Raw genomic sequence first — 13,443 nt, 5'->3', positions numbered from 1 at the left:
GCTGACAGCATGATGCCGGACCATATTTCGAGGGATTCCCCATGTTCTACGTGCAACGCGATGCACAGGGCCAGCTGGTTCGCGTGGAGCCCGCGCCTTACGCCGAGGCCACGGAAACACTGCAGGCCGACCACAGCGAGATCCAGCAGTGGTTCGCCAACGAGGTGGTGGAAGTCAGCCTGAAACAACTCAAGCAGAGCGACCTGGAAATGATCCGGGTACTCGACGACTTGATTCAGGTGCTGACCAGCAAGGGCGTGATCCGCGTCACCGACCTGCCACCGGCGGCCCAGGCCAAGCTGATGGACCGGACCCAGGCGCGTGAAGCGCTGGGCGGCCTGAGCCACCTGATCAACGACGACGAAACCGGCCTGATCTGATCCGTCGCTGGCCAGCGGCTCCCGCTTCTACCGCGGGAGCCGCTGGCCGGCGATCTTCGTGCAGCGCCTCAGCGCCAGGGTGCAGGCTCGCCGAACAGGCGGCCCTGGACGCCGTACAGGCCCATCTCGCGAATCACCTGCAACTCCCCTTCGGTTTCCACGCGCTCGGCAATCAACGGCAGGTCGATGCTGTGGGCAGCGCGCTGGATGGCTTCGATAAACAGGCGCTTGTCGCTTTCCTGGTCGATGTCGCGGATGTAGCTGCCGTCGATCTTCAGGTAGGCCAGGCCCAGGCGCGCCAGGTTGCCGATCATGCTGAAGCGCCCGCCGAAGCGCTGCAGGCTCAGGGAGAAGCCCAGCTCGCGCAGGCGTCGGGTCAGTTGTTCCAGCAGCGCCTGTTCAGGCAACTGCTCTTCGCCGATCTCCAGGGTCAGGCGCGGCCCCAGACTTGCGTGCTGGCGCAGGATCTCGAACACCTTGTTCAAGGCCTGCGGATCGGCCAGGGTCGCGGCCGACAGGTTCAACGCCAACGAGTCCTGATGCTCGGTCATTTGCTTGAGCACCTGTTCGAGCATCAGCAGGTCCAGGCGCGAGGTCCAGCCAAAGCGCTCCAGCCACGGCAGGAAGCGCCCGGCGGCGATGGTCTGGCCCTGCTCGTCGAGCAAGCGCGACAGCACCTTGTAGTGCAGCACCAGCTTGGTATCCCGGGTCGCGACCACCGGCTGGAAGTACAGCTCGAAGCGCTGCTGGCTCAAAGCCCCGTCCAACAGGGTGTGCCAGGCGTGATGGTCGTCGCCGATGCTGGCCGCCGCACCGTGTTCCAGGCAGGCCCAGCTCGTATCGCCCTGGGCTTCGGCCTGGGCCAGGGCCTGGTCGCCCAGGCTCAGCACGGCCTGTGGCGAGTCGCCATGAACGAAGGGCGCCAGGCCGATGGAGGCCACGGACGCCACGTCGGTGGCGCCAGTGGCGTGCAGGCTGGCCAAGGCATTCTCCAGGTTCTGCGCCAGCTGCAGGGCCTCTCCGCGCACCAGCCCCGGCGCCAGCACGGCAAATTCGCCACCGCGGATGCGGGTCACCAGGTTGTGGGTTTCCGGGTAGCGCGCGCACTCACGCTGCAATTGTTCGCCCACCGCCTGCAACAGCTGGTCGGTACGCTGCCCGCCCAGGCGCTGGTTCAGGCCGGCCAGGTCCTTGACCCGCAGCAACAGCAGGTAGCCGGAGCTGGCTTGCTCCGGGTTGCTCACCCGGGCATTGAGCTGCATCTCGAAGTAACGACGGTTGGCCAGGCCGGTCAGGTTGTCCTGATAGGACTCGACCCGCAGCTTTTCGCTGCGCTCGGCCTGTTCCTGGAACAGCGCCTTGAGCTTCTCGACCATCTGGTTCATCGCCTGCACCACGCGGCGCAGTTCCGGGGTACGCGGCAGCTCGGGCAGGCTGAGGAATTCGCGGCGGGCAATGGCGTGGGATTGCTGCACCATGTAGTCCAGCGGCTTGAGCTGGCGCCGCAGCAGCAAGGCCCCCAGCACCGCGCTCACGGCACCGCACAGCAGCAGCCAGCTAAGGCTGCCCAGGGCGCTTTGCCAGAGCTTGGCGACGGCGAACATCGGGTGGCTGACCACCTCGACCCGCGCCGCCTGTTGCCAGCCGCGGCTGACCAGGGCGTCGCCGCCGGCCGGCTCCAGGCCGATCAGCTTGACGAACCAGTCCGGCACGTCGCTGACCTCGGGCGTGCCGCTGCGCTCGACCATGACCTCTTCGGTGACCTGGTTGATCACGCGGATGCTCGAGTAGTAGCCGCTGTCGAAAATCGAGCTGACCATCAGCTCGACCATCGCCGGGTCGTCGATATTCGGGGTCAGGGACAAGGCCAGCGCCGTGGCTGCGTCCTGTGCATGGGAACGCAGCTGGTTGACGTACTGGGTCCGCGAACTTTCCAGGCTGACCATGAAGCTGCCGCTGAAGGCGACCACCAGGAACAGACAGATTGCGATCAACAGTTGTTTGAACAAAGACATCTGAGCTCGTGCTCCTAGTGAGTCGTCTCGACCGGAAAACCTTCGGCCTGCATTTTCTTCAACACGTCCTGCCACCGGGACAGGCGCTTGGTGTCACCGACTTTCTTGTTGCCCTTGCCGGGCAGCCACAGGCCCTCGGCATTGAAGGAGTACACCGGCAGCAGGTCGGTACGCTGGCTGGCCGGCTGGATGGCGTCGATCAGGCTGTCGAGGACCAACGGCATGGCCTCCGGGCTTGAATAGTAGGTCAACACCATGTGCGCGCGGTTCTGGCGCAAGGCCTTGACGTAGGTGATGCGCAGCTTGTCACTGGAAACACCGAGGTGACGCAGGCTGAAATACTTGGCGATCGCATAGTCCTCGCAATCGCCGGCGCCCTTCCACAGGGCCTCGACCGGGGTTTCCCAGTAATCCACCTGATGCCACAGGTCGATGTCTTCCACGTAGCGCATGTTCTTGTTGAAGAACAGGTTGACCACCTTGAGCTGTTCCATCTCACTGGCCTGGTTCTGGGTCGCCAGCAACTGCTGCCAGGCGTCGATGCGCTTCTGTCCTTCGCCCAGCGGCCCGTACAGTGCGGTGGCGCGGCGGCTGATCTGCGAAAAGTCCCAATCGGCCTGCAGACCGCCCAGCAGCAGGCCGGCCAGCAGCAGCGCCGAAAACAGCCAGCGCAGGGTCCGAGAAAGAGCTAAACGTGCCGCCAATGCGAAGAGTCCATGGGAGCTGTCGTGGGTCGAAGGATGGTGCAGGTTGGTCCGCCAAAAGACAATGGCACCTTACAATCACAGCCCCTCTGGAGGCGCTAAGCTGAAAGCAGGGACCTGTTCGTTTATCGGCCAGTGCTTGAGCGGCAGGAGGGCTGCCCCGAGAATCAGCGCCGGCAAAGCCATGACAGGGCTCAGGCGGCTGGTTTGACAAGCTGCAGGGCGCTATCTAGCGTCCATTGGATCCAGATCTCATAGAAAACAGGATAGCGTTAACGTGACAGAAAAACCGAGGCCCTTGAGCAAGATCGCAGTCAGCGGGCCAATCCCCGCCCACCTCGCGCGCTCGGTGATCGAGGAAACCCTGCGCGCGGCGATTCTCGACGGCCGCCTGCCCAGCGGCGCGGCATTGCGCCAGCAGGATCTGGCCGACCTCTTCGGCGTCAGCCGCATGCCGGTGCGCGAAGCCTTGCGCCAGCTCGAAGCGCAATCGCTGTTGCACGTGGTGCCGCACAAAGGCGCGGTGGTCGCCGAGCTGATCGGCTATGACGCGGTGGAAACCTACGGCCTGCGCCTGCTGCTGGAACTGGAGGCGCTGCGCCTGTCGATCCCGCTGCTCGACGCCGAGGACATCGCCCAGGCCCGCGGCTATATCGCGCAGCTGGAAAACGAAACCGACCACGCCGAAATCGGCCGTCTCAATCGCCTGTTCCACATGTCGCTGTACCACCGGGCGCCGAACCAGAAGCTGCTGCGTCTGATCGAGCTCGAGTTGAACGAGGAAGAACGCTTCTTGCGGTTCCATCTATCCTCCATGGGCCTGGGCAAGCTGACCCAGGACGATCACAACGCCATGACCGACGCCGCCGAGGCCAAGGACGTCGAGCGGGCGGTGGAGGTGCTGCGGGGCCATCTGGAAAAGGCCGCGCAGACCATTCGCAACTACCTCGAACGGACCGCAGAGGGCTGACAGCGGTAACGGCGGCATAAAGCGGCCACGATGCAACACTCAATGACCGGCACACCGGCTTAAGGAAAAGCAGTGCACGCGCGCAATGACAAATGGCTGATGGTGCTCAACTCCGGCGAGCCGGCGAAAACCCGACTCATCTGCTTTCCGCAGACCGGCGCGGATCCGGAACAGCTGCGCAACTGGTCCACGGGGCTGGCCGGGCACATCGAGCTGGTGCTGGTGCGGCTACCCGGGCACGGCAGCCGCCAGGCCGAAACCCCGCTCGACGACTGGCCGCGGCTGCTGGCCGATACCTTCTCCGCGCTACGCCCACTGTTGGCCAAGCCCCACGCCCTGTTCGGCCACGGCCTGGGCGGGATGCTGGCCTACGAAACCGCCAAGCACGCCCAGGCGCACTACCCCGGCCAGACCCGCCACCTGTTCATTTCCGCCTGCCGCAGCCCCGACTACCCATCGCCCCGGCCAATGCTGCACGTGCTGCCCACGGCACCCTTCCAGGAAGCCATGCTGTCGCTGGGCGCCACGCCGATCGAAATCCCCCGCGACCAGGCCAGCCGGGACCAGTACGAGACGTTGCTGCGCGCCGACCTGAAGCTGTTCGAATCCTGGCGCGATCTGTCGAGCGGCAACCTCGACATTCCCCTCACCGCCCTCTATGGCAGTGAGGACCCGCTGGCCCCCGCCAGCAACATGGCCAACTGGCGAGAGTTCACCCGTCGTGAGTTCGAGCTGATCGAGGTGGCCGGCAATCACTTCTTCATCAAGTCCCAGCGCCAGCGCCTGCTGCAGATCATCAATACCCACCTGGGCCTGCTCGGCGAATAATCCGCCGTCTTCCTTCTCAGCTCCTGCCCTCACAGGCCTGCCGGCGATGGCTCAGTCGCCGATTTGGGCTCACTCTTGCTGTCGCCGACTGAAAAAGGGACGTGAGCGGCACGCAGACTTGCCCGCACACGTCGATCTGCAGACCCACGCAAGGAGCCCAGCGACTGGAGGACATGACCGGGATCGGCTCCCGCATGCCTTCTCCCAGATATTCAACGACTTCAACTCAGCGTTTCGAAGTTTGCTTCGAGTGAGGCATTCACTCAGCGTTAAAAATTCTGACTTATATAAGTCGGAAGGGGCAACTTCATCCCAACAAAACTTGAACAAGAAGTTTTGCAGCAACTTGTCGCGCGACAAAAATACAAGTTCGAAAAGTATTATAAAAACAACTTGATCGACACTTCCCCCTGTATTAGTTTTTTCTCCGTCGACGTTAAACAACGTCGGCCAGCCATTCACGAACACCTGGCAAACCTTGGCTTTATTGGCCCTCAAAACCCATTAAAGCCAAGGCAACGGCTCTTTAACGGATAGACCGGCCAGCACTATAGAACTTTCCAATTTATCAACTCAGGTTTGAGGCCCCTGCTCGCCTGCAACAAATAATCACTGATTAAAACACCTATACGAGCCGCAACTAATCGGCCAATCAAACACACTTGAACATCTCCGAAGGGCAGCCTAAATGAACGCCAGCAAAGAACTTCTAAACGCCAAGAAAGCCACACTCAGCACCCATCCCATTTTTGCCGAAATCAACACACTTGCCGTTCTGCAACGCTTTATGCAGACCCATGTTTTTGCCGTGTGGGACTTCATGTCGCTGACCAAGCGCCTGCAACAGGAACTGACCTGCATGCGCCTGCCCTGGCTACCACCGCAAGACCCTCACGCCGCGCGACTGATCAACGAGATCGTGCTCGGCGAAGAGTCCGACGATCGCCCCGGGCAAGGTCATTACAGCCATTTCGAGCTGTACCTGGACGCCATGCGCGAGGTCGGCGCCGCCACCCGGGTGGTGGAACGCTTCGTCGCGCTGCAGCAGGAAGGCGTGAGTTTCGACACCGCCCTGCAAAGCGTCGACGCCGACCCGGCCGCCAGCGCCTTTGTCCGCCAGACCCTGCACACCGCCGTGCAGGCGCCGGCCCATTGCGTGGCGGCGGCCTTTCTCCACGGCCGGGAAAGCGTCATCCCGCAGATGTTCCAGCGCATCCTCGACGACTGGGGCATAGGTATCGAGCAGGCGCCGACCTTTCGCTACTACCTGCAACGCCATATCGAGGTCGATTCCGACGACCACGGCCCCGCCGCGGAACAGCTGCTGGAGCGGCTGGTGGCTGGCGACCCGCAACGCCAGCAGGAGGTGTACGCCGCGGCCATCGCCGCGGTGGACAGCCGCATCGCCCTGTGGGACGGGCTGCGCCTGAGCATGGCCGAATCGCCAATCGGGGTGAGCGCATGAACGCCCTCGACTACCAATCCTTCGCCGACACCTGGGAAGAGCGCGCGACCATCCGCACCCGCCCGCGCCGCATGCTCGAGGACGACGACAAGCTGATCTATCCCCTGAGCCGCCAGCCGCTGGTGCACAGCCAGAGCTTCCTCGACCACTGCGCCCACCTGCGGGATTTCGTGCTGGTGCAAAGCCTCTACAAGTTCATCAACGACGTGGTGATCTTCGAGACCGAGCTGGTGGACAAGACCGCCCGCAACATCGCCAAGAACCGCTTCGCCATCGCCTTCCCCTTCGCCTGCCGCTACGACGCCATGACCGTGGTGGTGGACGAGGACTACCACGCGCTGGTGGCGATGGACTTCATGCAGCAGACCATCGCCATGAGCGGCATCGAACCCATCGAGCTGCCCCGGGAAATCGAACTCAGCCGGGCCATCCCCGCCGCCCTGCAGCGGGCGCCCGAGCACCTGCGCGACGCGGTGGAACTGATCTGCGTGGCCATCGCCGAGAACACCGTGACCAACGATGTCGCCGCCTTCGCCAAGGACGACACGGTCAAGCCGTCGATCAAGGGCCTGATGGCCGACCACCTGCAGGACGAAGGCCGGCATTCGGGTTTCTGGTCGCGGCTGGTGCGCATCTATTGGCACGGCGCCAGCGACGCCGACCGCGCGGAGATCGCCCGGGTGCTGCCGGTGTTCATCGCCCAGTACCTGACCAACGACATCCAGAAGGGCTTCGACTTGCGGCTGATCGAGCAACTGCCCGTCGCCGCCCCGATCAAGCAGGCGCTGCGCGAGGAGGCAGCCGCCCTGGCCTACCCGATCAACCGCCATCACCCCCTGATCGCCAACATCCTGCGCTTCTTCCGCAGCAGTTCGATGCTGGATTCGGCCTGCGTCCAGGACGCCCTGGCCAACTACCTGCCCTAACGGAGGGACCCGAGCATGAGACGCCTCGACATTGTGTTGACGGGCCGCAGTCAGGCCCTGAACGAACTGGCCATGGAGCTGGAGCGCCACGGCCATCTGCTGCGGCGGCTAGATTCGCCGCAGGCGATCGCCGACGCCGAGGGGCTGCGGCCCCATCTGTTGATCGACGACGGCAGCCTGAGTGATTCACCGCGCCTCGCGGCGGACACCGAGCGCCTGGAATTGCGCATCGCCCTGATCGCCCAAGCGGCTTCCGGGCTGCCACAGGTGCGCCTGTTCCACCGCCACGGCGCCCGGCTGATCGAGCAGGCGACCCTGCCGCCGGAAGCCAGCGGCAATGGCCAGGCCGTGCGCGGCAGCGCCATCGCCAGGTTGGTGGCCAGCACCGCACGGCTGGTCAGCGGCTTTTCTCGCGGCGCGGCGTTTTTCCACCAGCTCGCGGCCCTGGATGAGCCAAGCGAACCGCTGCTGGGCCTGGAGCGCCTGGACTCGCTGGCCTTCGAGCACCGGCACAACCAACAGCTGGCACCGGCATTGCTGCGGGAGATGCAGGTGCCGATCGCCCAGCGCATCGACCAGAGCCTGCTGGCCTTCGCCCAGCGTCCTGCCTTGAATATCCAGGGCATCGACTACAGCTACCAGACCCTGCACCGCCTGAGCCGCAACCTGCAGCGGCAGATGCTGCGACACCTGCCCGCCAGCCCTGGCCAACCGCCGGTGATCGGCCTTTGCCTGCCCAAATCGGCAGTGCTCTATGCCGCGATTCTCGCCACCCTCGGCTGTGGCGCGGTGTACCTGCCGCTGGACCCGGAACATCCGCCACAACGGCGGCGCTACATTCTCGACAACGCCGGCGCCGCCTTGCTGCTGCACGACGGCCGCGAAGACCTGGGCGACCTCGACCTGGCGCAACTCGATGTACGCACCCTGCTGCCTGACGACGCCGAGGACGCCCTCCCTCTGCTGCACCAGGCACCGCCGCCAGAGGCGCCCTGCGTGGCGATCTACACCTCGGGCACCACCGGCCAACCCAAGGGCGTATTGCTCAGCCAGGGCAATCTCAGCCACTTCTGCACCTGGTACATCGACCATGTCGAGCTGGACCCAAACAGCCGGGTGCTGCAGTTCTCCACCATCAACTTCGACGCCTCGCTGCTGGATATCCTGCCCACCTTCCTGAGTGGCGCGCTGCTGGTGGTCCCCGACCAGGACCAGCGACGCGACCCGCAGCAACTGCGGGCCCTGCTCCAGCACCAGCGGGTCAGCCATGCCTTCCTGCCGCCGGCGCTGCTGAGCATCCTGCCCCTGGAACAGCCGCTGGGCCTGCGGCATCTGGTGACCGGCGGCGACGTCTGCGAACCCTTCGTCATCCAGCGCCTGGCCGGCCAGTGCGCGCTGCACAACATCTACGGCCCGACGGAAACCACGGTGCTGGCCACCACCCGCCGCCTGCGGGTCGACGACAACCCGCGCAACCTCGGCCTGCCCATCGCCAACAGTCAGGTGCTGATCCTCGACGAACAGTTGCAACCAGTGCCCGAGCGCACCCCCGGCGAGCTGTACCTGGCCGGGCCAGGGGTCGGCCTTGGCTACCTGAACAACCCGGCGCTGAGCGCCGAACGCTACCTGACCCTGGACCTGTCGGACGGGCGCCGACTGCGGGTCTATCGCACCGGGGACATCGGCCAGTGGACCGACAGCGGCATCGAGATCTGCGGGCGGCGGGACAACCAGGTGAAGATCCGCGGGTTCCGGGTCGAGCCGGAAGAGATCGAACACTGCCTGCGCGACGGCCAGCTGTTCCGTCAGGTGGCGGTGGTGATCGACGATCAACGGCGGGTCCTCGCCTACCTGGCCCAGCCGAGCGCTGCCGGCGATGCGCTACAAGCCCTGCGCGAACAAGTGCGCCAGCGCTTGCCGGACTACATGCGGCCCAGCGCCTACATCGAGCTGCCGAGCATGCCCTACACCGCCAACGGCAAGGTCGACCGCCGCGCCCTGCTGGCCCTGCCGCGTACCCCAGGCAGCAACCGTCAGCGACGCCTGCCGCAGAACGCCAACGAACAGCGCCTGCTGCAGCTGTGGGCCGAGCTGCTGGAGTTGCCGGCCGAGGACATCGGCACCGACGACAGCTTCTTCAACCTCGGCGGCCACTCGATCCTGCTGTCGCGCCTGCTGCTGGCGATTCGCGAACAGTTCGGCCGCGGCCTGTCGATCAACCGCTTTATCGAGGCGCCGACCCTGAGCAACCTGGCGACCCTGATCGACGGCGTCGCCCACGATGGCCCGGACGCCTCCCTCGAGCAGGTGTTCGCCGATGCCAACGCCGAACTCGACCTGCCAGTGCTGCCCATCAGCCAACTGGGCGACGTGCACAAGGTGCTGGTCACCGGCGCTAACAGTTTTCTCGGCGTGCACATAGTCGAGGCGCTGCTGGAATGGGGCGCCAGCGAGGTGGCGTGCCTGGTGCGGGAAACGCCCACGCAATCGGCTGCCGAACGTTTCGCCCAGGCCTTGCGCGACAACCGCCTGGAGCATCTGGACCTGAGCCGGGTGCGGGTGCATGCCGCCGATATCAGCCAGCCACAACTTGGATTGGCGGCGCAGGTATACGAACGCATCGACCGCGAATACGGCGCGCTGGTGCACAACGCCGCCAACGTCAATCACGTGCTCGATTACCCGGCCCTGGCACGCGACAACGTCGAGCCGCTGTTCGAGTGCCTGCGCTTGTGCGAAGGGCGCAGCAAGAAGGTCTTCAACTTCGTCTCGACCCTGTCCGCCTCCAGCAGCGTCGACGCCCAGGGCCGGGTGCTGGAACAACCGCCCGCGGCCACCCCGCCGATCTACATCCGCAACGGCTACAACCTGTCCAAGTGGGTCGGCGAACGGATCCTGCAACGGGCTCGCGAACAGGGGGTGTGGGTCAATCTCTATCGCCCGGGCAACATCAGCTTCAACAGCCAGAGCGGGGTCTGCCAGCCCCACCGGAACCGCCTGATGCTGATGCTCAAGGGCTCGCTGCAACTGGGCCAGGTGCCGCAGTTGGCGATGAACTTCGACCTGATGCCGGTGGACTTCCTTGCCCGCTTCATCGCCTTCCACGCCAGCCGTTATCAGCCGGCCCACGCGGTGTTCAACCTGCACAACCCGCAGCCTTTGAGCTGGGAGGCCTATGTCGCCTCGTTCCGCGAGGCCGGGCGCGAGTTCCGCATGGTCAGCGTCGCCGACTGGCAGCGCCAGCTGGGCCGGGTCGACCGCGACAATGCGCTGTTCGGCGTCCTCGGCTTCTACCTCAACGGCTTCGAGGAAGACATCGGCGACATCTCGCTGATCGGCCACGCCAACGCCGAGGCCGGGGTGCGGCGCATGGGCGCCGACTACCCGGCCAAGGACCCGGCGCTGCTGCGCAAGGGCTGCCAGTACCTGAAAGACATCCGCTTTATCTGAACCCACCCACGCTGGAGAACACCATGAAAAACCTGCAACCCGACACCCTGATCAACAACCCGAACGCCTGCGAGGTCCTGTCCACGGTGGACATCGGCGCCGATGCCCAAAGCGTCTGGGCCATCGTCGGCAACTTCGCCGGTTTCCCGGCCTTCATTCCCGCGCTGTCGCACATCGAGATGACGGGCGAGGGCGTGCGCTCGGTGCGCAAGAAGTTCTTCCACGACGGCAATATCGTCATCGAACAACTCAACTCACGGGACGACCAGGCCCTGTACATGACCTGGAGCCTGATCTACGACACCCTGGGCATCGACAACCTGTGGGCGGCCATGAGCGTCGAGGCCTTGCCCGGCGAACGGGCACGCGCCACCTGGCGCATCGTCGCCGACCCGGCCGAAGGCGGTGCCGAGGTGGCGGCCTTCCAGGGGTTCCTGCAGGGGTTTGCCGATGAGGCGATGGGCAATGTGCGGAGGATGTTCGAGTAGGCCGTAGAAGGCCTGCGGTGAAACACACTGGGGCCGTTGCGGCCCCAGCGTTTTGCAGCGGGTCAGATCTTGAAGCTGTCCACCAGTTGCTTCAGGCGGTTGGCCTGCAGCGACAGGGCGTCGCAATCCTTCAGGGTTTCGTTGAGGTTGGCCACGCCCTGCTGGTTCAGCAGGTTGATCTGGCTGATGTCGACGTTGAGGGTTTCCACCACGGCGGTCTGCTCTTCGGTGGCGGCGGCCACCGACTGGTTCATGCCGTCGATCTCGGTGATGCGCTGGGTCACGCTGACCAGCCGCGCACCGGCCTGGTTGGCCACTTCGACGCTCTCTTCGCTGGACGCCTGGCTGGCGTTCATGGTCGATACCGCTTCGCGGGAACCGATCTGCAGCGAGGTGATCATCTTGTGGATCTCCTCGGCCGATTCCTGAGTGCGATGGGCCAGGTTGCGGACCTCGTCGGCCACCACCGCGAAACCGCGACCGGCTTCACCGGCGCGCGCCGCTTCGATGGCCGCGTTGAGCGCCAGCAGGTTGGTCTGCTGGGAGATGCCTTTGATCACATCGAGGATGTGGCCGATGTTGTCGGTGCTGGCGTTCAGGGTTTCGATCTGGGTGCAGGACAGGCTGATCTTCTGCGACAGCTCGGTCATGGCCAGGATGGTTTGCTCCACCACCTGGCGGCCATCGTCGGCCTGCTCGCTGGCGCCGCTGGCGTGCTGCGACGCATCAGCGGCGTTACGGGCGATTTCCTGGGTGGCGGCGCCCAGCTGGTTGATCGCCGCGGCCACGCTGTTGGTGCGCGCGCTTTGTTCGTCGGAACCGATGATCGACGCGTTGGACGATGCCATCACGCGCTGGGACAGGTCGTGCACCTGGCGGGTGGCCGAGGACACTTCGGAAATCGACGCGTGAATACGTTCCACGAACTGGTTGAACGAACCGCCCAGTACGCCGAATTCGTCCTTGCTCTCCACCACCAGGCGACGGGTCAGGTCGCCCTCGCCCTGGGCGATGTCCTGCATCGCACGGCCCATGGTGGTCAGCGGACGCATCAGCACCTGGATCAGCAGGCTCAGCAGCACGGCAATCGCCGCCACGGCAATGAACATCGCCAGCAGCGCCGAGGTGCGGAACTTGCTCAGCGGGGCGAAAGCCTTGTCACGGTCGATGGACAGGCCGATGTACCACTCGGCATTCGGCAGGCCGGTCACCGGGGTGAACGACAGGATGCGCTCCTGGCCTTTGAGCAGCACCTCCTGGGTGCCCTTCTGGATGTGTACGTTGTCGCCCGGGTAGATGTCCTTGAGGTTCTTCATCACCTGGTCCTTGTCCGGGCTGACGATCACCTGCCCGTCCGCGCTGACCAGGAAGGCATGGCCCAGGCCACCGAAGTCCACCGAGTTGATGATCTTCACCAGGGTTTCCAGGCTCAGGTCGCCCCCCACCACGCCCAGCAGCTGGCCGTTCTTTTTCACCGGCATGGCGATGGTCACCACCAGACCGCCAACGGCCGCCATGTAGGGCGGGGTCAGCATGGTCTTGTCGGCCGCCACGGCCTGCTTGTACCAGGGACGCTGACGCGGGTCGTAGCCGTCGGGCATCTTCGCGTCAGGCCGCTGGGTGAACACACCGTTGGCTTGGCCCACGTAGGTGAACTGGAAGTTCGTGGTGAACGCCGGCTGGTCCACCAGCCCCGGGAAGTCGGCGTTGGCGCCCTGGTGGGCAACGTTCTGCGAGAGGTTCTCGAGCACCAGGATGCGTCCGCTCATCCAGTTCTGGACGCTGCTGGAAGTGAGGTCACCCGCCTGCTGGATCGACGATTCGAGGTTCTGGCGAATGGTGTTTCGCTGCAGATAGTCGTTGTACAAAGTGAACAACGCGAATGCCAGAACCACTACACCGGAGGCGGCCAAAAGGATTTTATGGCTGAACTTGAGATTCATGTCATGGGACTTCTTATGCCGAAAGTGGGGATGCGTACGGGATGCAACTTTCCATGTAACAGCGCAGGCGGCGTTCTACGACCGCTCTACTTTGGTGCACGCATGGGTCTCACTGTCTGTCGGCACGAGGCGGATAAATCTTAGCGATTTGTCAGAAATGTACCTGTTATCTGCAAAAAACCCGCTGAACGGCAGGCTAGAGCGGTCGCGTCGGACTTTTCCGTAGCCGGTCGCCCTGCGGTTGTTGCAAAATCCCAAACCCTTGATGACAATG

The 13,443-nt window shown here is 64.3% G+C and carries 10 protein-coding genes and 1 pseudogene; 7 read left to right on the top strand and 4 right to left on the bottom strand.

Annotation, left to right across the window (positions count from 1 at the left end; translation table 11 throughout):
• Nucleotides 1-41: 41 nt before the first annotated feature.
• A complete protein-coding gene (locus tag C4K38_RS00695; protein WP_025808575.1) occupies nucleotides 42-380 on the top strand; it encodes a hypothetical protein in 339 nt (112 codons plus the stop codon).
• Nucleotides 381-448: 68 nt separating this feature from the next.
• Here C4K38_RS00695 and lapD read toward each other — a convergent pair whose 3' ends face one another.
• Nucleotides 449-2,395 (bottom strand): cyclic di-GMP receptor LapD, encoded by a 1,947-nt coding sequence (gene lapD / locus C4K38_RS00690; protein ID WP_053276884.1) that lies wholly within the window; start codon nucleotides 2,393-2,395, stop codon nucleotides 449-451.
• A 14-nt stretch (nucleotides 2,396-2,409) separates the two neighbouring features.
• Nucleotides 2,410-3,099, bottom strand: a complete 690-nt coding sequence (gene lapG / locus C4K38_RS00685; protein WP_053276883.1) for a cysteine protease LapG — start codon at nucleotides 3,097-3,099, stop codon at nucleotides 2,410-2,412.
• 277 nt (nucleotides 3,100-3,376) lie between these two features.
• On the opposite strand from lapG, the gene C4K38_RS00680 reads away from it, so the two are divergent.
• The 6 genes from C4K38_RS00680 to C4K38_RS00655 all read left to right on the top strand — a co-directional run bounded on the left by C4K38_RS00680 (nucleotide 3,377) and on the right by C4K38_RS00655 (nucleotide 11,226).
• A complete protein-coding gene (locus C4K38_RS00680; protein ID WP_053276882.1) occupies nucleotides 3,377-4,069 on the top strand; it encodes a GntR family transcriptional regulator in 693 nt (230 codons plus the stop codon).
• Between the two features lie 72 nt (nucleotides 4,070-4,141).
• Entirely contained in the window at nucleotides 4,142-4,897 is a 756-nt protein-coding gene (locus C4K38_RS00675; RefSeq protein ID WP_053276881.1) for a thioesterase II family protein, read from the top strand.
• 688 nt (nucleotides 4,898-5,585) lie between these two features.
• On the top strand, nucleotides 5,586-6,362 hold the full coding sequence (locus tag C4K38_RS00670) for a DUF3050 domain-containing protein (RefSeq protein WP_053276880.1): 777 nt from the start codon (nucleotides 5,586-5,588) through the stop codon (nucleotides 6,360-6,362).
• Nucleotides 6,359-7,288, top strand: a complete 930-nt coding sequence (locus C4K38_RS00665; protein WP_053276879.1) for a diiron oxygenase — start codon at nucleotides 6,359-6,361, stop codon at nucleotides 7,286-7,288. The genes C4K38_RS00670 and C4K38_RS00665 overlap by 4 nt, the downstream gene beginning before the upstream one ends.
• A gap of 15 nt (nucleotides 7,289-7,303) precedes the next feature.
• Nucleotides 7,304-10,738, top strand: coding sequence for a non-ribosomal peptide synthetase (locus C4K38_RS00660; protein WP_053276878.1), 3,435 nt, complete (start codon nucleotides 7,304-7,306; stop codon nucleotides 10,736-10,738).
• A 23-nt stretch (nucleotides 10,739-10,761) separates the two neighbouring features.
• Nucleotides 10,762-11,226, top strand: a complete 465-nt coding sequence (locus C4K38_RS00655; RefSeq protein ID WP_053276877.1) for an SRPBCC family protein — start codon at nucleotides 10,762-10,764, stop codon at nucleotides 11,224-11,226.
• 62 nt (nucleotides 11,227-11,288) lie between these two features.
• On the opposite strand, the gene C4K38_RS32785 is transcribed toward C4K38_RS00655, so the two are convergent.
• Together C4K38_RS32785 and C4K38_RS32780 are read right to left on the bottom strand one after the other, a co-directional pair.
• The gene (locus C4K38_RS32785; protein WP_370686837.1) at nucleotides 11,289-12,074 is read right to left on the bottom strand and encodes a methyl-accepting chemotaxis protein; all 786 of its coding nucleotides are present in this window, start codon (nucleotides 12,072-12,074) and stop codon (nucleotides 11,289-11,291) included.
• A gap of 117 nt (nucleotides 12,075-12,191) precedes the next feature.
• Nucleotides 12,192-13,169, bottom strand: a pseudogene (locus C4K38_RS32780) (cache domain-containing protein); the annotation flags it as partial.
• Nucleotides 13,170-13,443 lie beyond the last annotated feature (274 nt).

The sequence above is a fragment of the Pseudomonas chlororaphis subsp. piscium genome (genome assembly GCF_003850345.1).
Classification (GTDB): domain Bacteria; phylum Pseudomonadota; class Gammaproteobacteria; order Pseudomonadales; family Pseudomonadaceae; genus Aquipseudomonas; species Aquipseudomonas piscium.
This window is presented reverse-complemented; position numbering and strand designations above follow the sequence as displayed.

Bases quoted from the DNA above. Each gene is read 5' to 3' on its own strand.
- C4K38_RS00695 (WP_025808575.1), top strand. From the start codon at position 42: ATGTTCTACGTGCAACGCGATGCACAGGGCCAGCTGGTTCGCGTGGAG.
- lapD (WP_053276884.1), bottom strand. From the start codon at position 2,395: ATGTCTTTGTTCAAACAACTGTTGATCGCAATCTGTCTGTTCCTGGTG.
- C4K38_RS00670 (WP_053276880.1), top strand. From the start codon at position 5,586: ATGAACGCCAGCAAAGAACTTCTAAACGCCAAGAAAGCCACACTCAGC.
- C4K38_RS00665 (WP_053276879.1), top strand. From the start codon at position 6,359: ATGAACGCCCTCGACTACCAATCCTTCGCCGACACCTGGGAAGAGCGC.
- C4K38_RS00660 (WP_053276878.1), top strand. From the start codon at position 7,304: ATGAGACGCCTCGACATTGTGTTGACGGGCCGCAGTCAGGCCCTGAAC.
- C4K38_RS00655 (WP_053276877.1), top strand. From the start codon at position 10,762: ATGAAAAACCTGCAACCCGACACCCTGATCAACAACCCGAACGCCTGC.
- C4K38_RS32785 (WP_370686837.1), bottom strand. From the start codon at position 12,074: ATGGCATCGTCCAACGCGTCGATCATCGGTTCCGACGAACAAAGCGCG.